Consider the following 21,525-nt stretch of genomic DNA (forward strand, 5'->3'; position numbering starts at 1 on the left):
GTAGCCGAAGCGGTCGGTCAGGTAACGGCCGACCGGAGACCGGGCCAGAGTCGCCGGCACGGGCACCAACCCGTTCCGGCGGCACCGGTCCACGGTCTCCGTGATGCCCGAGCCGGCACCGGGCACCCCGGGCCGGGGCCCGGAAGGGCCCTCACCCGCTCCGCTGCGACCCCAGCATCGTCAGGGCCAGCTGGGTCAGTTCGCCCGAGACCTCGCCGGGGCGGGCCCGGCGGCAGCGGCGGGCGTGGTGGGCCATCAGTTCGTGGACCGTGCCGACCATCACCATCACATCGACCCGGTGGTCCCGGTCCTCCGCCTCGCCCCGGTCCACCGCCCGCTCGGCCTCGCCCGTCAGGAACTCCGTCCACAGCGCCCGCCAGAGCTTGCAGTGCTCGTCCACCACGGCGCTCACGCCCAGCACTTCGACGAACGTCACGCGGGCCTCGCGCGGGTCGCTGGTGACGGCCTCCACGTACGCGTCGAAGAGCAGCCGGACCCGCTCCTCGATCGAGCACTCGTCGATGCCCTCCGTCAGCAGGGCGCGCTCCGCCGCCCGCAGCCCGGTCGTCGTGACCCGGTTGTGGAGGGCGATGAGCAGCCCCTCCCGTGAGCCGTACTCCTGGCGCAGCACCTCGACCGGCACCCCGGCCGCCTCGCACACGTCGTGCTCGGCCGTCGCCCGGTATCCGTTGACGCCGTACAGCTCCCTGGCCGCTTCCAGAAGTTGTTCCCGCGCCTGCGTGCGCGCGGCGTCCCCGGGCCCGGTCCGCTGAACCGTCCAGCTCTCCGCCACCGGTCCTCCTTGAGCGCAAGGTGCGGGAGAGGGGCCTGCGCGCCTCTGCACGAACCGCCGCCCCATTGTGCTCGCCCCACCGCCGCCCGGACGGCCGCGCCACACCCGTACGGGGTAATAGCCGTACGCGGAAACGCTTCTTCTTTACGCGCCCCGAGTGCGCCCGCACATACGTCCCCTCCACCACGCACCCCGCGTTGAACGCGTTCAAACGGATCTGCCACGATGCCCGCAGCGGCCCGCCCCGGGCAGGCCTCACGTGCATCACCGCGTGCAAGGGGGACTGACGGTGGAGGGGACAGGAAGACCGGAGGAGGAGTGGCTCTCCGGGCGGTCAGTGCGGCTCTCGATCCTGGTGCTGCTCCTGGAGGCGATCCTCGCGTACGTCGTGTCCGTCGTGTACGGCGTGACGCAGGAGTCACCGAACGCAGGGGTCGGTTCGGGGATGTTCATCTTCCTCCTGCCTGTGCTCGCCGTGTTCGCGGCCTTGATCGCCGGCGCCCTGTCCGTGTGCCTCGTCCTCCCGACCGCCTGGCTGAGCGTGGTGGTGGGTTCCGGTGGCGGCGGGGGCCGTCTCGCTCGTGATCGTCGCCGTCGTCACCCTGGCCGACGGGGCGGGGGCCGGTGTCGTTGCTCTTGGCTGGCCCCTGACCACGGCCGCGCTCACCGTCCCGGCACTGCTCTGGCGCTCGCGCCGGGAGCGGATCTTCAAGCCGGTGATCCTGTGGGGCGTGGCCGCCATCGTGCTCACCGCCGTCCTCGGCGGTGTCGGTCTGGGGACGGGGGTGCTCAAGGAGTACCGGCCACCGGCGCTCGCCTCGGCGGACCTCGTCGGACGCTGGTCCGACGGGCAGGGCGGGACGGTCACCTTCACGGCGGACGGCGCGTCACCGCCGTGGACATCGACGACGACCTCGGCGGCTGGGGCCCGGAGGACGACGCCACGGGCCCGGACGGTCCGGAGGGCGCGGACACCCGCTGTACGGGGCAGGGCACCTGGACGTACGAACCCGGCGGGAGCACCTGGTCGCAGGAGGTGGGCATCACCGTCGACTCGTGCAGCTTCGACGCCTGGAACGTCGGCGGCACGGCGAGCCGGCCCACCCTCTACCAGTACATCGGCGACCCGGACTCCTGGGACCTGTACGTGCTGAGGAGGGCGTCCGACGGTTCGTGACGGCCCGGCCCTGCCTCGTACCACGCGAGACGCTGTCGGCCTCCGTTCCCGAACAGCTGCCCTTGCCGGAAAACTTCGCCGCCACCGAGACACCACCGACCGGAGCGAGCCAGGGCTCGTCCGGTCAGAGGTCCGTCAGCGGTGAGGGAGTAAACGCGAGCAGCGGGCAGGGCCTTTGGGGCCCCGACTGGATGCTCATCCGACCACTGCGACCCCAGTCTGCGTTCCCCCTGGGGCCGCAGTCGCTCCCGCGGCGGTCGATGTCTTCCTCAGTCCGTCTGCCGCCGCGCCCGTCCAGCTCGACAGCAGCCATCCCAGGCTCCCCTACATCTGATTTCTCAGATGACCGGGGCGTCTATGTAATCCGTATCCCCAGGCAGCGCATCGTGGACTCCAGCCCCTAAACCTTTGCGGTAGAAGTTGAAAAGTTCGGATCCGCTGAGAGGGCACGGATGACCGGCATCGTCGAATTCCCATCCACGCACCCGCTCCTTGAGGCCCCACGAGCGAAGGATCATCCCGCTCGAACAATCCCCCTTGACAGCCACTGCCAGCAGTTCACAGAAGGGGACACTCATCTCCTCGACCGGAACGAATCCGTAGTCCACATGATGAGCAAAATGGAATTGCGCGAGAGCCTGCCCGCCCACTCCCTCCACACTGAGCGTAAGGGTGTGAATCCCGTCGCCCGCACGCGTGATGGCCAAATTGAGAATATCGAGTGCACGGTCTACATCCTCATCACTCGGAAATGGAAGCGGAGTTCCCAAAGCCGTTCTTCCTTCGTTGTTCCAGGGCGCGGCGGAGGAGCCCCCCGCCACGGAAATCGGGTGCCGTTGTCTGTGCTGGCGGGCATCTTGAGACGAAAGCCGAGAAGGCGTTCACCTATTCAGCCACACGCCATCACCTTTTCGGAAATGACGGGGACGGCCGGCTTGGGGACCTCGCTGAGAGAGGAGTACCGAGTACCGGTTGGTCGGCGCCGACCGTCCGGCACTGCCGCCTCTCGACCCAAAGATCAAATCTGCCGACATTGGGCGAGGCGATGATCCCGCCTCGATCGGCCCGGCGCAGCCTTAACACACATGCCGATGCGCTGTTGTCTTTTCCCCTCCCACGACAGATTGTTCATCTCGCAGCCGACGTGGCCGGTGATCCCGCCTTTCAGGGCCGGGCCCCAAGGCCACTTGGCCAGTTGCTGCGATCACTCATATGTCCCCCCGCTTCCTTACCCCTCGGTAGAGTTGCTGACCATTCCAACGTCCCCGGCGTCCGTTCGTGACAGGTCGCAGACCTGTGAACTGCACGGCTTCGAATGTGCGGCGAGGCGGGTGAGGTCGACCGAGCCCGCGCCGAGCTGAGGCCGGGGCAGGATCGCCCACAGGGCCGTGAGCACGACAAGGGCAGCGAGCAAGGCTGCCGCACCTGTGCGGCCATGTGCCCAGCCTGCCCGGAAGCGGATGGGGTCTTCGACCAAGACCTTGGAGACGAAGGCAGCGGCGAGAGAGACAGCCACGAGGAAGGCAGTGCGGCCCCAGCCGACCAGGCCAGGCAGAGCCTCGCCGAGCAGGAGGAAAACGGGCCAGTGCCACAGGTAGAGGCTGTACGAGACAAGGCCGAGTCCGCGCAGCGGCGGTGCCGACAGAAAGCGGCTGAGAGGGTGATACGGGGCACGGACGATACAACCGATGAGCAGGGCCGCAGCCAGGGCGTGCAAGAAGAGAGCCCCGTGGAACAGGCCGGGTGAGCTCTGGCCGTCGGCTCTGAGCCAGTAGGCCGCGATGCAGCCCGCCAGGATCAGAGCCCACCACCCCTTTGCGCGTGCGCCGACACGGTCCAACAGCCGGGAGGCGGGTGCCGTGGCCATCAGGGAGCCCAGGAGCAGAGAGAAGGCCCGGGTGTCGGTGCCCTCGTAGACGCGGGTCGTGTCGACGGGCTCGGCGAGCGTGACCATGAGAGCGAGGGAAAGGATCGCCCCGGTGGCCGCCGCCGTCGCGACGAGCCTCTCGGCCTTGCTGGTGCGCGCCAGTACGGCGATCAGCAGGGGCCAGACAAGGTAGAACTGCTCTTCGACACTGATGCTCCACAGGTGACCGAACACCTGGCTGTCGGACGACTGCCAGTAGGCCGCCTGCTCAGCGATGAAGTGCCAGTTGGCGAGATTGGCCACGGCCCAGGGGGCGTCGTCGAGAGCCTGTTGTCGGAGCGGTGACGTGCCGAACTGCCAGACCAGCAGCAAGACCCCGGTGATCATCACGGCGAGAGCGGGCGTCAGGCGGCGTGCTCGCCGTCCCCAGAAAGCGACGAGGCGGATACGGCCGTCCTGGGTGCCTGCCTCCTTCAGGAGAAGCCCGGTGATGAGGAAGCCGGACAGGACGAAGAAGAGGTCCACTCCGAGGAAGCCACCGTCGAAGCGGCCGGCGTGGAAAAGGAGGACACCGAGGATCGCCAGCCCTCGCAGCCCGTCCAGGGCCTTGATGTGGCCGGTGCTGCCGCCTGGTCGTGTCACAGGGGTCGCGACGCCGGTGGCGGGAGCGCGGGACGGGGAGGGGACGGGCGCGGTCATGGGGCTCCTCGATGAAGTACACGGCGCCCGGTCCTGCTCACAGGAGCCGCCGCGTACGTGGCGTGTGACGGGTTCACCGCTGCTATGCGCAGCCGAGTGAGCCGAAGACCTTGTCGCCGGTCCACGCGCCGGTGGCCCACTGCTCCGGGGCAGCGGGAGCAAATCCGTACCGCTTGTTCAGCTCCTTGCCGAACCAAGTGGCGAAGGCGGCCGAACCCTGCTGGCAGGAGTGGATGCCGTCCTTGCTGCGCTGTGCCCTGGCGGTGCCGCTGTCGGTTCCCCACAGCGTGGAGGCGTCGAGAAAGCGGACGCTGTCCGGGCGCTTGTCGGCGATTCCGCGGGCGGCCTGAGGGGCCGTCCTGATAGCGGCCTCATGCTTCTTGTAGAAGTCGTCCAGTTTGAAGGGCGGAGCGGAGACGATCAGGAGCTCGGCCCCGGAGTCGTGCACTGCCTTGGCCAGGTGTTCGTACCCCGCGCGCTGTTGACTGGGGGTTCCCCAGTCGTAGGTGGTGATCTGGTAGGCCACGACGTCCGGCTTGAACGAGGCCAGCTTCTCCGGAAGGAGCTGCCACGTGCGGGCGGCTGTCTCACCGATCACGCCGCCGCCACCCGCGGCGGCCATCGACGCGAACTCGGTGCCGCTCGCCTTCATCGCCGCGCCGAGGGCGGGGGCCTCCGCCTCGCCGATGGAGTCGCCCATCCACAGCAGTCGGCGCGGCTTGGTGTCCGCGCCTTTCGACACGGACCGGGCCGCCGGGTTGTCGGCACTGCTCGCGGTACCGGTGGCGGAGCTCTGACAGGCGGTGAGGCCGAGAACGGCTGCGGCGGCGAGGGCGGCCAGGCCGACGGTTCGGGGGTGCGTGTGACGAGCGGGTCGAGGAGCAGCGGTCTTACGCATGGTGATATCTCCGGTCGGGTCTTCAGGTGCGGTCGGGGGAGCTGTGAGGACGGGTGCGGGACGGGGCGACCGGTTCAGCCGGCCTCGGGGAAACTGAAGGTGTAGCCCCGCTCGGTGAACCAGGGCAGAAGTCGCCCCAGGGCTTCCATCGACTGGGCACGGTTGCCGCCGCCGTCGTGGAGGAGGACGGTTGGACCCTTCTCGATCTGCTGCTGCACGGCCCGGATGATCCGGTTGGTGCCCGGCTGTTCGTAGTCGCTCGGGTCGACGTTCCAGCCGAGGTTGCGCATGCCGTGGGCTGCCGCGATCTGGCGGCTCTGGGGCGTGAAGGCGCCGCCGGGCGCCCGGTAGTACCAGAGACGCGCGCCGCCGGACGCCTTGTCGATCATGCGCTTGGCGTCCAGGATCTCCTTCTCCTGGTATGCCACGGGTTTGTGGTCCATCGTGCTGTCGTGGCTGATGGAGTGGTCGCACAGGCGGTGTCCTTCAGCCACGATCCGCCGGATGAGGTCAGGGTGAGCGGCGGCGTTCGGGCCCGTCACACAGAACGTGGCCTTGGCCTTGTACTGCCGGAGCAGTTCGAGGGCCTTGGGTGTCCAGCGGGGGCTGGGACCGTCGTCGAGGGTGATGTTCACCGTCTTTCCGGGGTCCTCGGACTCTCGGACGATGGCCATGTCCACGACCGGCCGGGGCAAGGACACGTCCTCCCCACTCGGCCCGCCGCGGGCAGCAGCCGTTTCGCTCCTGAGGTGTCCCGGTGCTCTGCCGCCGGGGAAGGAGAAGGCCGCGGTCCAGGCCAGGGCGAGGACGATGGCGGCCATCAACCCCAGTCGTGCGAAGCCGGCCTGTCGGGCTGCGCCTCTCGCTCCCACCCGGTGGTCTGTCCTCGTGCTGTGCTGCGTATCGCTCATGCCCTCGACGGAACCGCCCAGAGCAAGGGGAGGGGCCGACCGTCATCGTTTCATCAAGAAAAGCGGAACTGTCCGTCATACGCTTCGAGCATCCTCGTCGAACAATGCCGAGAGCACCACAGGACCGGACGACGTCGAGAGTCCCACTGGGCCGAACCACACCCGGAGCCCCACCGGGCCGAACCACACCGGAGAAGAGCGCCCCCTCCCATGCCACGAGTTCTCCTGATCGAAGACGACCTCGCCGTGCAGAAAGGTGTCACTCTCGCGCTCAAGCGCCGAGGACACGAGGTGGAGGTCGCGGCCAGCGGGGAGACCGGTCTGCTCGCGCTCGAACGCCATCGCCCAGATCTGGTGCTGCTCGACCTGATGTTGCCGGGCATGAGCGGTCTGGAGGTGTGCCGCCGCATCCGTGAGAGCAAGCAGGTTCCGATCATCATCCTCTCCGCAAGAGGTGACGACATCGACGTGGTTGTCGGGCTGGAGGCCGGTGCCGACGACTACATCATCAAACCGGCCGGCGGTGAGGTACTCGAAGCGCGCATGAAGGCGGTCCTGCGCCGTGTCGCCCCCGCCCAGGACCACGACGTACAGGCCGGGGCCGCGCGGACAGACGTGGAGCGGCACGGCACCCTCACCGTGAATCGTACGGCGCTTATCGTGTCCGACAATGGGGCCGAACTCGCCCTCGCCCCCTCGGAACTCAAACTGCTGCTTTTCCTGTCGGCCACCCCCGGGCAGGTCTATTCCCGTCAGCAGCTCCTGGAACAGGTCTGGGAGCACTCCTTCTACGGTGACGCCCGCCTCGTCGACGCCTGCGTGATGCGGCTGCGGGCCAAGATCGAGGACGACCCCCGCTCTCCGGTGTACGTGCAGACCGTGCGTGGTTTCGGCTACCGGTTCGGGCCGACATGACCTTCCGCGCGGTTCCCCCGCTCCGCTTCCCGCGCGGCCTGCGCGTACGCCTCGTGGTCGCCTTTCTCCTCGCCGCTGCTTTCGGCTCCCTGCTCACAGCTGGTCTCACCTTCCAGCAGGCGCGCTCCACGATCCTTGACCGCACTCAGGACGCCGCCGTCGCCGATCTGCGGGCCCAGCTCGACTCCCTCGCCCCCGGTCTGCCCTTTCCACCGAGCGCTGAGGGCCTGCGCGACCTCACCCGCCAGCTCGACCGGGCCGGCGGCGCCTACGCCTGGCATTCCGCAGCCGCTTACAAAGACGGTCCGCTCATCTCCGCCGCGCCCATGGCTCCCCCCGTTCCGAAGGAGCTGCGAGCAGGGGCACGGGAGGGGAGCGAGGCCTCGTATCAGCGCGTCGAGCACGGAGGCAGGCCCTGGCTGGCGCTTGCGATGCCGGTCGAGTACGCCGCCGACTCCGCCGTGTCGTCCGGCCGCGGGCGTACGTCTTCGGGGCTGACCGTCTACGCGTCCCTCGCCCTCGACGACGATCAAGCAGACCTGGCGGCCCTGCGCACCGCCGCCCAAGCGGCGGCTCTCCCCGCACTCGCGCTCGCGCTCGTACCCGCGCTCTTCGCCGCCCGCCGTGTGCTGCGCCCCGTACGGCGCCTCCACGACGGTGCCGAACGCATCGCCGCCGGTGAGCTCGGTACCCGGCTGGAGCCTACGGGCCACGACGAACTCGCCGACCTGACACGCACGTTCAACACCATGGCGGAGACCCTGCAGCGGGACGACGCCGAGCTGCGCCGGCTGGAGGGGAGCGCGCGCCGCTTCGCCGCCGACGTCGCCCATGAACTGCGTACCCCGCTCGCGGCGATGACCGCGGTCACCGAGGTCCTCGACGAGGACGCGGCGTCCGGAACCCTGCCGCCCGACACCGCCGACGCCGTACGCCTCATCAGTGACGAGACCCGTGCCCTCGCCCGCATGGTCGAGGGCCTGATGGAGGTCTCCCGCTTCGACGCCAAGACGGCCCCGCTGCGCGCCGAAGACGTCGACCTCCGCACCCTCGTCGCCAAGACCCTTCGCCTGCGTGGCTGGGACGACGACGAACGCGTCATCACCGATCTCGCCGGGCCTGTCCCCCTTCACGCCGACCCACGCCGCATCGACGTGATCCTCGCCAACCTGGTCGGCAACGCCCTGCACCACGGCCGGCCTCCGGTCGTCGTCCGGGCCCGGGCCGAAGGCGATCGGGCAGTCCTCACCGTGGTCGACCACGGCGATGGCATTCCCGAACATGCCCTGCCCCATGTCTTCGACCGCTTCTACAAGGCCGACACGGCTCGCGCCCGTTCCGAAGGGAGCGGCCTCGGGCTTGCCCTGGCATACGAGAACGCCCTCCTCCACGACGGCGCACTGACCGCCGTCAACGCCGTCGGTGCCGGAGCCGTGTTCACTCTCACCCTCCCCCTCGCCGCCCCGCCCCCACCGGAACCACGATGATGTCCCGCTTTCCCGTCCGCGCCGCCGCCACGGTCGTGCTCACCGCTCTGACCGCCGCCGGATGCGGTATCACGTCCACTGCACCGACCCCCGCGGGAGCGCCCGCCTCGGGCATCCAGCGTCCGGGCACCGAAGCCCGCACCGTCAAGCTCTACTTCACCGGCCCGTACGGCATTCGCGCCGTCAACCGCCCCACCGATCGTCCCCTCAGCCCCCAGCAGGCACTCGACCTCCTTCTGGAAGGCCCCACGACCGCCGAACGCGACCGCGGCCTGGTCACCCAGGTGCCCTCGATGGCCGGGCAGTTGACCGCCAACGCCGCCGACGGCGCCGTCGACCTCTACGTACCCCACACGGTCAGCAGCGGCGACCTCGACGTCACCGCTGTCACCCAACTCGCCTGTACGGCGGCCCATGCCCACGTCCCCGGCAACCGCCCTGCCACCCAGGTCGACATCCACATCTACGAGAGCCTCACCCCCTCCCGTACACCGTGGACCGTCCGGTGCGGCCCCCATGGCACGGTGATCCCGGTGACGGCCACGGGCGAGCCGCGGTGACTTCTTCGAGGGGCATGGCCTGCTCGCCGAGGCATCGGATCTTGGTGTGGATGCTGTGGTGTCGGCGCTTCCACCTCTTGAGCCGACGGCCTCGGAACGGGGCACGAACAGGGCGGCGTGGACGGACCCGGAACGCGAAGGCGGGGCATCACGTGAGCGATGGCGGGATCACTTCTCGGTGATCCCGCCATGGGCCGCCCGCTGCGGTGTCCGAACCGGGAGCACCAGCCCGATTTGCGCCCACTGCCCGTCGGTCAACGGCGCCCCCGGACTACGAGCGGCATCACGCCTGCGTCCTCGACCGGCGGAAGTGATCCGTTTGCGTGTTGGTGCCCTTCTCCGGCTGCCCCGGGTTTTCGACCGCCACCAGCACCACCACCGACGCCGTGCCAGCCGCACACGAAGCCGACCTCGCGAACTGGCGCGGGACCAGCAGCTTCGCGGTCAACCAGGTCTCGCGGTCCTCGACGTGGACCTGGACCGCATCCACTAACGCTCCTGACCCGGAATTCGCGAAGCGGCTTGCCGCGAGGTAGAGGTAAAAAAAGCATTACGAGGCGGGCCTGTTGAGACGGATGACTGGCCGAAGAGCATGTGGATGGTCAGCAGCGGCGGACTGTTCAATCGGGGAACATCTATGCCACCGACTACTATAACCAGAAAGCATGGAGGGCGAAAAGCGGGGCGATGGAAGCTTGGAGGTATTTGCAACGCTACCCGACCGTGTCGCACATTTGGCGCTAGACGACGCAGACCGCGCCTATATAACTACACCTGATGCACTATGGAAAGTGACCGGCCTGCATGAATCTGTGGACAGCACGTAAAATACACTAGTCGCAAACATACCGGGCGCCATAGGTGTCGCTTTGGACGCGGCCAGGAATTTTGGGTACGTCACTGCAAATGGTGCACTGCTAAGGGTAGCCCTGGATGGCCAGCCTGGCATAAACACCACTGAGGTGGCCCGCCTTGAAACTGACGAGATCGGCGTTGTATCGCTGGACGGGGATAGAGAAAATGCATACGTGACCGACGTCAGAGGCGGCTCACTGTTCAATATCGATCTGGACAAGAAGAAATCAATAAAGGTTGGCGGGAATCTCGGTAAGCCCATAGGGGTGACGCTGGACAGCCTAGGCAATGCCTATGTAACGAGTGGCAGGGAGATCCTTTGGAGGGTGAGTCCAGGATACGTGCACCGCCGGTTCAAATCGCAACCATTCCGGTTACCCCACCTGCGGCGATTTGCAGCACTGCGGGCGCGGCTTGGAATGAAGATCACGATAGGGTCTATGCCACTGACAGATCCGGTTACCTGTGGAAGGTTGATCAAGTTTCATCGCGTGTGGTTTAAAGGTTCTCCCTCAAGAAATTTTAGACAGGAACACGACCGTGCGCTGCGGTATCACGTCGTTCACGGTCGTGGCAGAGCTGGGCGACGCTCGCAACAGTCGGACGACGAACAGATCGATAAGGGCCTTGGGCTTTCATGCTGTCCCTCTCGCTCGCCCGGCGGGGAGTGAGCCGTGCAGCAGGTGAGCTAGAGCGAGCAAAGGTTTGTCACGGCGCTGCAGATAGGAACGCCGGCTCCGCACCGATCCCTCTGCCAGGAGCTTCGTCGCGTTGCAGGCCACCCAACTGATGGACGTCCGGGTACAACCGCCAGCTGGCTCGTCGGCACCCGAGAAAATCCAAAGTCCAATCGAGGGACATGGGTACCTCAACTACCTACGAAAATAGTAAGAGCCCGAACGGGGCTTTTTCACAGAACGGAAGGATGGCGCAAATGAAATGAAATAGCTGTTCAAAAATTTCAATTAGCTTGACAGCGGTGCCTCGGGTGGGTCTATTTACGCGAACTCGCGGAATCAAGTTGGCATAATCGTCACCATTTGGCCGATTGATGAGAACGGTCAGTCAATTGCTGTCGATCAAAGCCATCTGGCTGCAAACACATGGCTAATTGACTATGTGGACGAGTCCCAGATGAACTGGAATGGGACATCGAACTGGTGCTACACGGATACCGAGGATCCGTATTTCCATAAAGCCCCGAGCTCTGCAGGAGCTCCTAATCGAATCCAGCCTGTAGATTTTAATTCCGCCGCAGAGGCCGGGAGCGCAGCAGCTAAAGTACTACGCTTACTGCAGCCCGGGCGCGAGTGGTAAATCAATTGCGGTAAAAGTGAGAACTGATAGCGAGAAGTTTGTCTACACTTCGCAGAGTTCGGACCAGGCCCTGCAGGCCAAAGTTTCCCTCGTGCCGAAGCCGGCGGTGAATTACGATCTCGGTAATACTGACTGGGTCAAAGAAGACCTGGTATCACTTCGCCAGGACGAAACTCAATATGTGAATTTTGAGGGCGGGAGTAACTGGTATCTGACTGCGAAGGAGAATTCCGAAGGTCGCACCTTCTGTCACTTCGAAGTCTCCAATGTTGTAACTGATAACCAATATGATGGTTTCTATGCGCGGCAAAGCGGAAAGGATAACTTTAACGCGAAGTGGTGGAGTTTGCTGTGCGGCGCCTATATTTGGTACCAGGAACCGCACGACGTCAAGTACCCAGAAAATGGATTTTCCGCAAATTCAGATTCTGCAAACCCTGGTGGAGGGGCAAGTGCCGTAATCCTTAAGATGCCCAATGGAAACAAGTGGTGGGACGCGGCAAAGATCTACGATCGGTCTGCGGATACCAACAACCGGTCGCTGTGCGTGACTTGGGCGAACGCAGGTACTGGGGGAGATGGCTGGGTGCAGAACCAGCCCAATCCGCTACAGGATGGGACCCCCTATCACGGGCCCCATGACATCCACAATTACTACAACCCGAAAATTGTGGCATATGACCAGTACGGGAATAGTGGCACCTTCTACCTCGATGGGCATGACGCCCAATATGGAGGCACTATGAAACTCTACACCAGTGCCCCACCTGCTCCCTACTGATCTGGCTGGTTCGTTACTAGTACGACCTGATTCGTGAATGGTTCGCTGGCTCTTTTCTCCGGCGAACCATTCACGCGTTCTTTGGCTTGACCGGGGCTTGGTAGAAGTAAGGCAAACACAGACCCTCTCCAGTCCCAAAATCTGATCTTATGCTCGCTCAACCATCTGTATGCCGGAGTCTGGCTCTCGCCCAGGTTCACGTCCGCTGGTGGGATGGGCGGGCCCCGCAAGCGCGCTGGCTTGGACAGCGTCGCTCGTGTGCCCATGATGCCGAGGTGGCGGCACAGGTCCCGCCACAGTTTTTCAGTTCGGCGATGCCATGGCTGCCCCGGATACGACAGCACAGCGGTGGGCCGGTGCAGCAGGACTGCCGAGGTACATGCTTCCGGATGACCCTAGCGGTTCAGATAGGAATGATGCGGGTCTCAGCGCTCTGAGACCCCCGCCTTGACCTCGGTCTCATAGCTACTTGGTCACGGGGGTCAGGGTTCCGTTGGGACCGCAGCGGACGGCCCAGGGGGTCTGAGAGAGGGTGAGATTCTCATGGATGCGTATGTCGACGTGGGTAGCGGGACAGTTGTCTGAAATTTTGGCGTGGGTCGCGGTACAGGCGAGTTGGGTACCAGCCGTGACATCGAGGCCGCCGCTGCTGACGGTCTCAGGAACGAAGAGATTGACGGCGCCGTTGGTGGGCTTCGCGGTGAGCTGACCCGCCATCGGCAGCACCTGGGTGGTCAGACCGCGTTCACATCCAGCGCGAGTGGGGCCTTCCACGAGGAAGTCGAGGGCTTGCTGGGGGCTCGAGCCGCCCTTCACCGCTTGGCCCTCGCCACGGAACGAGCTCGGGGACAATGTGACCGGAAGACGAGGGAGAGCCGACGGCCAAGGCCAGGGCCGGCTGATGAGCAAGGGCGCCTGCCTCCGATGTACGTCGCAAGAGGGCTCTGCTGCATGGGGCTGAGCGAGGGCTGTGCCGGAGTCGGTCGTCCGACAGGGGGCATTCACCCAGCAACCAACTGCGGTGCCGGAGGTTGATCGTGGCATGAGTAAACACTCACCGTCGTATGACGAATACGCTTCCGGCGCCTGGAGAGAGCTGTTCGACGCTTACTGGACAAGAGACCGGCGCTCCCCCTGCAACGACCGAGAATCTCACTGGTGCGCCGAACTGTGCGCAGAGTGGTGGGAGGCCGAAGAGAAGAACGCTCCCGAGAACAGCCCAGTAAACGGCCGGGAAGAGGGTCATGTGAAAGGTCATCGCATAAGCGCTTGCCGTCTTTCACGCAGTCTGCCGACCCCCGCTCTCTAAAGGTCAGCAGCGCTCTTCCTCCGTCGCACTCTCCGGCAAGCCGTTCCGTGGCCGTCATCTGCTCTGACAGATGACGGCCACTCCAACCCATGGAATTCTGCTAATCCTCTGATGGGGACGTGACAGTAGGCGATAGATAAGAGGTTCGCAGAGCATCAGAAGCAAGGCTGAAGGTTGTCTGCGGATACTTTCGGAGGCCACTGCTCGGGACAGAGCATTCCAAGGAAGTATGCCCTTGCTACCAGCGCTCCACGGCCATCCGCACCCAGGATGTCCCGTAGCCGTTTGATACGGTAATCGAGCCCTTGGCGGCTGATGCAAAGAGATCCACTGATTTCGGAATTCTGCTTCCCCTGGGCTATCATCTCCAAGATTTTCCTGTCCAGGTCGTCCAGCTTCTTGGGAGCGCCCCGGAGTGCGGAACTTCTCCAGGAGTTCGCTAACAGTAGGACATGGGAGTTGCCGCTCGATCGCTCTCTGCTCATATGCACTTCGCAGTGCATAATAAAGCGCCTTCCGAGACTCCCCGTCACGATGATGTCCAGGCCCGAGCACAGTTCGCCAGGTTTGTTCTCGAACAAGCCATGCACTTTGTCGGCAGATTCCTGCGTCAGCCAGTCATAGACTGAGGTACCGCAGACCCTGGATTCTTTTTCTTCCAGAATTTCGCAGAATTTCCCATTGGCCTTCTTGATCGTTCCGTCGCGATTCAGCAGGACCATCGGGTTCGAGGCTTCAAGAAAAAGCGCCTCATACAATCCCCCCAACTCCTGCGTGACTTCGTCCTCGGCGGATTGCCTCCGAGCGAGGTGGCAGGTCATCGTTCGCCCGTCGAAAGTGCGAAGAGGAGTGTGGGTGATCCTGAACTTCCCCTGGGAAGAAACGTTTCCTTCTCGGTGAGGGGAATCCTTCATGTCTGCCAGTTCGGCTTGGGCCCGGGGGGCGATAGGCCCCTTACTGCCGAGCAATTCACTTTTCTCCCTGTTCAAGATTTTGCAGTACTCATCGTCCGCAAAGACAACATATCCGTCCTGATCTGTCACGGCCATTCCGTACCCGCCGTTTTTCAGAACCATCCTGACAAGAAATTCAAGGCTCTCCCTTTGTGATCTTTCTGCCTGCAGCTCGCTCATATCGACTGCGGCCCCGGAGAGCCCGACTGTGGCGCCTTCTTTATCGAACAGAGGGGCAACGCACGCCCATAGCGACTGGTTCGGTCCGGTCTTCCATTTCACAACCTCCCCTCTTCTCGCCTTGAGGTGGGCGACAACGTTCGGGTGCTGCGGGTAGGAGAGGTCCAGGACTTTTCTATTGCCCAGCATCCGTACGGATCCGGGTCCGGCAAGCAGACTCTCAAGCACTGGGGACGCCGTGATCCACGTCAGCTGAAGATCCAGGTCTGTGACCCAGAAGGCGACAGGAAGGTTATCCGAAAGCACCGAAGGAAATAGGATTGTCGATTCCATAAAAGACCCCCATGAAGACGGTTATATTGCCCGCCGAGATGTTCTGCCCGTAACGAATAGGTGTCAGAATTTCGGTCTTCACCCGTTGGGGGGGATTAACCGAACAAACGTTTCCCGGTAGCAGCGAAGTAGTTCCACTGTCAGCTTCAGCCGTCTGTGCGGCATCGTACCGACCGATCGGGTCGCATACGCGCGTCCTGTGAAAGTCGATGCGAGAAATCTCCGGAGATCACGTTCACCGCTGGAGCCAGGCGGAATAGTCTGCGCTGAGCTCATCCAGCTGTTGCAGCTCAGGACGAGTCAGCCGGCATTTCTCAGCCGCCAGTACATTGGCTGTGACATGGTCGGCCGAAGAAGAACCGATGAGCACCGATGTGACGGCCGGCTGACTACAGACCCAGGAAAGGGCGACTTCCTCGACCGTCCACCCTTTTCTCGCGCCGAAGGCGGACAACTCTGACGGGAACGAATTTGAGACGCTAGTGGCTCCGGTGCAGGTTCGCGAAGTGAGGAGACCGTGGGCCAGCGGTGCTGCGGCCAAGAGACCGATCCCTTCCCGCCGGAGGATATCCGTCACTCCTTTCTGTACCCACCTGTTACTCAATGAGTAAGAGGATTGATACATCCTCAAGGGCGTCCCCAGACTCCGTAGATACCTACTGGCCGCCAGTAGGTATCGAGGGGAAAGCGCAGAAACACCCGCGTACATGGCTTTCCCTTGCTGAACAGTCCAGGAAAGAGCTTCCATCGTCTCTTCGAAAGGAGTCGTCGGGTCCAATCGATGTACGTACAGCACGTCTAAAAAATCGAGTCCTGCACGTCGGAGAACTCCGTCCAATCCTGACAGGATGCGCTTTCGGGATGTGTATCCGGCGCTAGGACACCATTGCGTCCCCAGCCCGATTCGAGCAGAGATGGTCAGCTTCTCACGGATGAGACCGCTTCTGCGGAGCCCTTCCCCGACCCACGATTCCACAGTTTCATGTCCTGAGCCAGATACAGTGATGTCAAATTCTCTCACCCCTAGACGTACGGAAGTTTCAATGAGTGTACGCACGTCAGACTGGCTAGTTGGGGTGGGGAACGCGAGCGTTACCGTTGGAGTCGCAGGATGCAGCTCGTACTCACTGCGGGCCTCACTCAGTACATTTGGCATGTCGATTCTCCTCCGTCCGCCTTGGTTTACACATACGGAGAGATGGATCAGAAGGAAGTCAACTTGAGTACTTCAAACCCTGTGGACGTTGTGTAACAGGCACGGCGCACGCCTCGTTCGAGAAGTGCCGCCTGGCAGCGCTCGCAGGGCCGGGCCAGAGCCGTCTCACCAATCCGGTTCACGCGTGCGACGTAGATGGTCGCCCCTCTCGCCGGGGTGAACCTGCGCAGCACAACCTCCTCCGCATGAAAGGTCGCATTCATGAAGTCGACCCCTGGAGAATTGCGGTATCGGTTGCTGCTCATGGCCAGCACCCTGGACCCCTTTATCAGAACAGCACCGACCTTGTGTCGGCATAGAGATTTGGCTGCTTCTTTGATCGCCAAATCAATACGGCTGGACACTTCAAAATACTCCAGTCTGGGACCAGCGCACCACGGAGCAAAATTGCGCTGCTGGTACGAATTTTGGATCTGCAGGCCGAGCAATCGGCAGAGTGCGTTCATCGCTACGCATTCTGCTCTGCTGCTCGCCCGTTTCGGGCATCGCGCACCAGGGAAGGCGAGGTTCATGGGTATGAGGTCGAATCGTTCTTCAGGATACTGTTCCGGTAGCGTCGCAGCACCATCTCCACCGCCTTTGATGTGGTTCCCAGGTAGGTTGCAATTTCCTTCTGCGAGTAACCCACTGAGGCGTAGACGAGCATTCTCTGAGTTCGCTTCGGAAGACCGCTGAGAATTCTTCGAGCCTCCAGATAGTTGGTGGCGGCCTTATCAGGTGTGACTCCCTTGTCTGCCCCGAACGCATCATCGCTGATGCTTGACAAAGAGCTCTCATTTGCGCTTTGAAACTCCCTCATGAACCTTCGGTACTCGTTCGGGAAGCAGAGGAGGCATTGTCCGACAAAATATGTAGGGAGCGATGCGCCACCGTCCGGACGCCAGGAAAGGGTGCCTGCTTCCAGATTCTTGCGGAAGGATTTCAGGGCGACTGCCACAATGCATCCTGCCAACTCCAGGGCAGTGTCGCTCTCTCTTAAAGTCTCGCGACTCCCCCCTACCTTGTATCTGGAAATCTGCTGCACACGGTGAAAGATCGTCCCATTTTTGATCCAGTGATAAATAACCTTCATCGCATACTCGGCCAGCTGTTCCTCAAGGTTTTTCCATTCCCGGAAAAGCTCTCCACGATCTGCACACCTGTGCGACCATTCCGCGAGATCATCCCTCCGAGGCATCGGCCCCATAAAGCTCTCTCCGCGGCTCCGGCAACTGTTTCCGGGAACCGATCTACTGCTTTCCTTCATCACGCTCATCGCTATCCATCTCTTTTGGTCGGGACTTGGCCCCGAACCGAGGGTTGGATTTCGTTCGATCTGTCATTTCGATGCTCCAGATAATCCATCTGACCCATAGGGCCGCAGGAAGAACCACCGATATGATCACCCAAGAAATCATTTCTGCCTCCGGTCCCCCCGGAAGTGATGCTTCAACCCTTGCATGCGCCTTATGGAATCGCCTGTTGAAACATCTGGCAAATGCTTGGAGTGATGAGAGCCCGGAGGATAAGTCTCTAGGCGAATCCCTAAGGGCAAAATTTCAGACATCGACCGTGCCACTGTGAATCAGGCGTCCGCCCAGCAAGGCGCCCGTCCGTCAGGCGCTCGCCCAGGTCGGCCGATGCTTCGACGGGCGGCTCCCCCGGCGTGCACCTCTTGAGTCGCGCGCGGTGCGCGGTGCCTTGACCCAGCTCCGCACACCGAGGAAGACGCGGTTCTGCCAGGGAAGCGAGCCGGGGCGGATAGGGAACGCGACGTCGGCCTCATCGCCGCGACAGGCGAGGGCGGGTCCCTTCGCCAAGCTCGCGTGTGGAATCGCTGAGCTCAGGCAATCGCTGCCGATGCGAACACGCAGCGGAGAACGTCGCCCCGGGCGCCGGCACCGAAGCTCTGTCTTCTGCGACATCGCGTGCTGCTCGGATCAGCAGCCGCCCGAGGGAGGGGCAGGCCCTTGCCACCTATAAGGGGGTGATCCCAAATAAGGGGGTGATCCCAAATAAGGGGGTGATCCCAAATAAGGGGGTGGCCTCAACCCAAAAACGGCTTGACGCAAGGGGCCTCGTTGACCTGCACCCCTCATTGGGGAGATCGAGCAACTTACTTCCCTTCCACGGCGGAACGTCTGGAGACAGCCCATGCCCCTTGAGGCGCTACTCCTGTGCCTGACGGCCTGGTGCGTCCTGTCCTGCATCTTCGGCGCCGCCTTCGCCCGCCTCGCTCGCCAACACAGCGACGATGCGTGCAATGAGCGGGACTGCGCAGGGGACGATGTAACTACTCATCGAGGAAGATGCATCGCTGACCGGCCGACTCTCCACGAAGATGGGCAGCGATCCCATGGGGTGCCGCCGCAGGTGCGCGGACCGGAACAGCGATGAGCCCACCCCGAGCGGACCAACGGCCCCCAACGCCAGGGCGATCGGGCCCGGTCGGGTGCGGCCTCCCTGATCGTGTCCGTCGTGACCGTTCTCATCAGCTGCCTTGACCGTGCCGGTCGGATGCACGGGGTACCGCCCGGTCGCGTACCCCTCTCATGTTTGCGGACAGTGCAGCGGCCCTGAGGGCTGCGGGGTGGAGGTGCATGCAGATTCCTTCAGATCGTTCTCGTCGCTCGGGTCCCCCAGTTTCTGGGCGCGCGTAGATAATGGCCATGCCAAATCGAGCCGAATATCAGTATCTCCGACTCTCGCTTATGGCGCACAAGCAACATGGTCCGAACTAACAGCACATACGGCTGGAGAAAAGCATTGCTTCGAGCCTCTTGTTAGCGCTCTATATCGCTCTTAAGGAAGCTGCTGCCCCAGCATATATGTCTATACCAACGACAAAGCCATGACGACGACCGCGCCGTGCCGCAGGACCACTGTGTTGGACCACAACGGAAATGACTCGCCTCAGGTCCGTCGGCGTCCCCTGCACGATCCCTGATCGCGTCCGATCCGAGAGCCGCCCACCGTCCAGAGCTCAGCCCTTGACCGTGAACTCCCCTCGCAGCAGCGCCTCGTCCCGGGACGACGGGCCCACCAGCAGCTCGAAGCGGCCCGGCTCCACCCTGCGCACGCCCTCCGCGTCCACGAGCGTGCAGTCGGCCACCGGCAGCCCGAAGACGATCTCGCGCGACTCCCCCGGGGCCAGCGCCACCTGCCGGTAGGCCTTCAGCTCCTTCTCCGCCCAGGTCACCGATGTCACCGTGTCGCTCACGTACACCTGGACCGTCTCCAGGGCGGGCCGCGCCCCCGTGTTGGTCACCGTGACCCGGGCCCGTACGGTCTCCGACTCGTCGACCACCGCCGTCAGCACCTCCAGGTCCGTGTAGGCGACCGTCGAGTAGCTCAGCCCCTCGCCGAACGCGAACGCCGGGCGCTGGGTGAGGTCCGCGTAGCGCGTACCGTGCTGGCCGCGCACCTGGTTGTAGTACGTCGGCTGCTGGCCCGCGTGCCGGGCGAAGGACAGCGGCAGCCGCCCGGTCGGCTCGATCAGCCCGAGGAGCAGTTCGGCGATCGCCCGGCCGCCGAGCATGCCCGGGTTGGCCGCGTACACGATCGCCGCCGCGTCCAGCGCGGACGGCGGCAGCACCAGCGGCTTGGAGCTGATGACGACGACCACCAGCGGCTTGCCCGTCGCCGCCAGGGCGTCCAGCAACGCCACCTGGTCGCCGACGAGTTCGAGGGTGGCCGTCGACTTGCCCTCGCCGATCAGCTCGATCCGGTCGCCGACGACGGCGACCACATGGTCGGCGGCCTCGGCGGCGGCGACGGCCTCGGCGATCAACTCCGCGTCGGGGGCGGCCGGGTGGACGACCTCAGGGCGGGGCTGGCCGTCGGGGAAGAACTCCCCCTCCGGGTCCGGCCCGACCTCCAGGATCCGGGCGCCGGGCGCGTACGAGACGGTCCAGTCGGCGGGAACGTGGTCGCGGAAGCCGTCGAGGACCGTACGGATCATGACGCGCGGCTGGCCGTCCGGCAGCCAGTCGGCCTGTCCGGAGGAGCCCGCCCAGTCGCCCAACTGGGTCTGCGCGTCATCGGCGTTGGGGCCGATGACCGCGACCGTACGGGGACCGGGCCCGGTGGCCCGCCCCTCTCCGCCGGCCTCCAGGCCGCCCGCGAACGGCAGCGTGCCGTCGTTCGTCAGCAGCACCAGCGAGCGGCGGGCCGCCTCCAGGTTCAGCGCCCCGTGCGCCCCGCTGCCGATGACTTCCGCCTGCCGGTCGGCGTCGGGGTGGCGCGGATTCTCGAAGAGGCCGAGCTCGAACTTGAGCGTGAGGATGCGGCGTACGGCGGCGTCGATCTCCGCCTCCGTCAACTGGCCCTGGGCCACCGCCTCCTGGGCCCCCTCGAAGAAGTTCGACGTGGTCATCACCATGTCGTTGCCCGCGCGGACCGCCGCCGCCGACGCCTGCGCGTAGTCGGCGTAGACCTTCTGCTCCCACACCATGCGGCCGACGTTGTCCCAGTCGGTGACCAGCGTCCCGGTGTAGCCCCACTCGCCGCGCAACACCTCGTTCAGCAGCCAGTTGTTGACGGTGATCGGCACGCCGTCCATCGACTGGTAGCCGAGCATGAAGGTCCGGCAGCCCTCCTTCGCGACCCGCTCGAACGGCGGCAGGAACCAGGAGCGCAGCTTGCGGCGGGAGATGTCCGCCTCGCTGGCGTCCCGGCCGCCCTGGGTCTCGGAGTACCCGGCGAAGTGCTTGGCGCAGGCGAGGATCGCGGTCGGGTCGTCCAGGCCCTCACCCTGGTAGCCGCGCACCATCGCGGAGGCCAACTCGCCGATCAGGAAAGGGTCTTCGCCGAACGTCTCGCTGACCCGGCCCCACCGCAGGTCCCGGGTGATGCAGAGCACCGGCGAGAACGTCCAGTGCACCCCGGTCGCCGCGACCTCCACCGCCGTGGCCCGCGCGATCCGCTCGACCAGCTCCGGGTCCCAGGTGGCGGCCATCCCGAGCTGTGTCGGGTAGATCGTGGCGCCCTCCCAGAACGAGTGCCCGTGGATGCAGTCCTCCGCGACGAGCAGCGGGATGCGCAGCCGGGTCCTCGCGGTGAGCTCGGCGGCCTCGCGCACCCGCTCCGGCGACGCGTGCAGGATCGAGCCCGCGTGCAGGTCCTCGACGAGATGCCGCACGCCCTCCTTGGCGTTGAGCTGGAGCATCTGGCCCACCTTCTCGGGCAGCGTCATGCGCCCCAGGAGGTCGGCGACCCGCTCCGCGACGGGCAGCGCGGGGTCGAGATACGGCGGCTTGGGACCCACGGGACTTCCTCTCACGACGGCCACGAGGG

General features: G+C 64.4%; 18 protein-coding genes. 6 read left to right on the forward strand and 12 right to left on the reverse strand.

Annotated elements, in window-relative coordinates; translation table 11 throughout:
• Window positions 1–151: 151 nt before the first annotated feature.
• Window positions 152–793 (reverse strand): TetR/AcrR family transcriptional regulator, encoded by a 642-nt coding sequence (locus tag A3Q37_RS27635; RefSeq protein WP_065488355.1) that lies wholly within the window; start codon window positions 791–793, stop codon window positions 152–154.
• Window positions 794–1,688: 895 nt separating this feature from the next.
• Here A3Q37_RS27635 and A3Q37_RS38065 point away from each other — a divergent pair.
• Window positions 1,689–1,970, forward strand: coding sequence for a hypothetical protein (locus tag A3Q37_RS38065; protein ID WP_255311965.1), 282 nt, complete (start codon window positions 1,689–1,691; stop codon window positions 1,968–1,970).
• A gap of 338 nt (window positions 1,971–2,308) precedes the next feature.
• Here the strand turns inward: A3Q37_RS38065 and A3Q37_RS36925 are convergent, their stop codons facing one another.
• The 4 genes from A3Q37_RS36925 to A3Q37_RS27655 all read right to left on the reverse strand — a co-directional run bounded on the left by A3Q37_RS36925 (window position 2,309) and on the right by A3Q37_RS27655 (window position 6,255).
• Window positions 2,309–2,740, reverse strand: coding sequence for a hypothetical protein (locus tag A3Q37_RS36925; protein WP_141693616.1), 432 nt, complete (start codon window positions 2,738–2,740; stop codon window positions 2,309–2,311).
• A gap of 458 nt (window positions 2,741–3,198) precedes the next feature.
• Entirely contained in the window at window positions 3,199–4,536 is a 1,338-nt protein-coding gene (locus A3Q37_RS27645; protein ID WP_065488356.1) for an acyltransferase, read from the reverse strand.
• A gap of 82 nt (window positions 4,537–4,618) precedes the next feature.
• The gene (locus tag A3Q37_RS27650; RefSeq protein WP_065488358.1) at window positions 4,619–5,434 is read right to left on the reverse strand and encodes an SGNH/GDSL hydrolase family protein; all 816 of its coding nucleotides are present in this window, start codon (window positions 5,432–5,434) and stop codon (window positions 4,619–4,621) included.
• A 74-nt stretch (window positions 5,435–5,508) separates the two neighbouring features.
• Window positions 5,509–6,255 carry a polysaccharide deacetylase family protein gene (locus A3Q37_RS27655; RefSeq protein WP_065488360.1) on the reverse strand — a complete coding sequence of 249 codons (747 nt, stop codon included), beginning with the start codon at window positions 6,253–6,255 and terminating at the stop codon, window positions 5,509–5,511.
• 300 nt (window positions 6,256–6,555) lie between these two features.
• On the opposite strand from A3Q37_RS27655, the gene A3Q37_RS27660 reads away from it, so the two are divergent.
• From A3Q37_RS27660 to A3Q37_RS27670, 3 genes are read left to right on the forward strand one after another with little or no spacing between them, the layout of a single operon-like run.
• Window positions 6,556–7,260 (forward strand): response regulator transcription factor, encoded by a 705-nt coding sequence (locus A3Q37_RS27660; RefSeq protein ID WP_065488361.1) that lies wholly within the window; start codon window positions 6,556–6,558, stop codon window positions 7,258–7,260.
• Complete coding sequence (locus tag A3Q37_RS27665; protein ID WP_065488363.1) at window positions 7,257–8,747, forward strand: cell wall metabolism sensor histidine kinase WalK; 1,491 nt, start codon at window positions 7,257–7,259, stop codon at window positions 8,745–8,747. Before A3Q37_RS27660 ends, A3Q37_RS27665 begins: the two co-directional genes overlap by 4 nt.
• The gene (locus A3Q37_RS27670; protein WP_255311966.1) at window positions 8,747–9,307 is read left to right on the forward strand and encodes a hypothetical protein; all 561 of its coding nucleotides are present in this window, start codon (window positions 8,747–8,749) and stop codon (window positions 9,305–9,307) included. Before A3Q37_RS27665 ends, A3Q37_RS27670 begins: the two co-directional genes overlap by 1 nt.
• A 283-nt stretch (window positions 9,308–9,590) precedes the next feature.
• Here A3Q37_RS27670 and A3Q37_RS27675 read toward each other — a convergent pair whose 3' ends face one another.
• Window positions 9,591–9,797 (reverse strand): hypothetical protein, encoded by a 207-nt coding sequence (locus A3Q37_RS27675; RefSeq protein WP_065488367.1) that lies wholly within the window; start codon window positions 9,795–9,797, stop codon window positions 9,591–9,593.
• A gap of 379 nt (window positions 9,798–10,176) precedes the next feature.
• Between A3Q37_RS27675 and A3Q37_RS36930 the strand changes: the two genes are divergently transcribed.
• Together A3Q37_RS36930 and A3Q37_RS36935 are read left to right on the forward strand one after the other, a co-directional pair.
• Complete coding sequence (locus A3Q37_RS36930; RefSeq protein ID WP_141693617.1) at window positions 10,177–10,833, forward strand: hypothetical protein; 657 nt, start codon at window positions 10,177–10,179, stop codon at window positions 10,831–10,833.
• A gap of 737 nt (window positions 10,834–11,570) precedes the next feature.
• Window positions 11,571–12,260 (forward strand): hypothetical protein, encoded by a 690-nt coding sequence (locus tag A3Q37_RS36935; protein WP_141693618.1) that lies wholly within the window; start codon window positions 11,571–11,573, stop codon window positions 12,258–12,260.
• A 465-nt stretch (window positions 12,261–12,725) separates the two neighbouring features.
• Here the strand turns inward: A3Q37_RS36935 and A3Q37_RS36940 are convergent, their stop codons facing one another.
• From A3Q37_RS36940 to A3Q37_RS27685, 6 genes are all read right to left on the reverse strand, one after another.
• Window positions 12,726–12,977, reverse strand: coding sequence for a hypothetical protein (locus A3Q37_RS36940; RefSeq protein ID WP_141693619.1), 252 nt, complete (start codon window positions 12,975–12,977; stop codon window positions 12,726–12,728).
• 747 nt (window positions 12,978–13,724) lie between these two features.
• On the reverse strand, window positions 13,725–15,035 hold the full coding sequence (locus A3Q37_RS36630) for a PAS domain-containing protein (RefSeq protein WP_107471601.1): 1,311 nt from the start codon (window positions 15,033–15,035) through the stop codon (window positions 13,725–13,727).
• A gap of 235 nt (window positions 15,036–15,270) precedes the next feature.
• On the reverse strand, window positions 15,271–16,191 hold the full coding sequence (locus tag A3Q37_RS38385; protein ID WP_079138014.1) for an aldo/keto reductase: 921 nt from the start codon (window positions 16,189–16,191) through the stop codon (window positions 15,271–15,273).
• A 47-nt stretch (window positions 16,192–16,238) separates the two neighbouring features.
• Entirely contained in the window at window positions 16,239–16,697 is a 459-nt protein-coding gene (locus tag A3Q37_RS36045) for a hypothetical protein (protein WP_176711525.1), read from the reverse strand.
• Window positions 16,698–16,759: 62 nt separating this feature from the next.
• Entirely contained in the window at window positions 16,760–17,506 is a 747-nt protein-coding gene (locus A3Q37_RS36945) for a sigma-70 region 4 domain-containing protein (RefSeq protein WP_141693620.1), read from the reverse strand.
• Between the two features lie 1,707 nt (window positions 17,507–19,213).
• Window positions 19,214–21,496 (reverse strand): glycoside hydrolase family 3 N-terminal domain-containing protein, encoded by a 2,283-nt coding sequence (locus A3Q37_RS27685; protein WP_065488370.1) that lies wholly within the window; start codon window positions 21,494–21,496, stop codon window positions 19,214–19,216.
• Between the last annotated feature and the right edge of the window lie 29 nt (window positions 21,497–21,525).

Source organism: Streptomyces sp. PTY087I2, from assembly GCF_001687325.1.
Classification (GTDB): Bacteria; Actinomycetota; Actinomycetes; order Streptomycetales; family Streptomycetaceae; genus Streptomyces.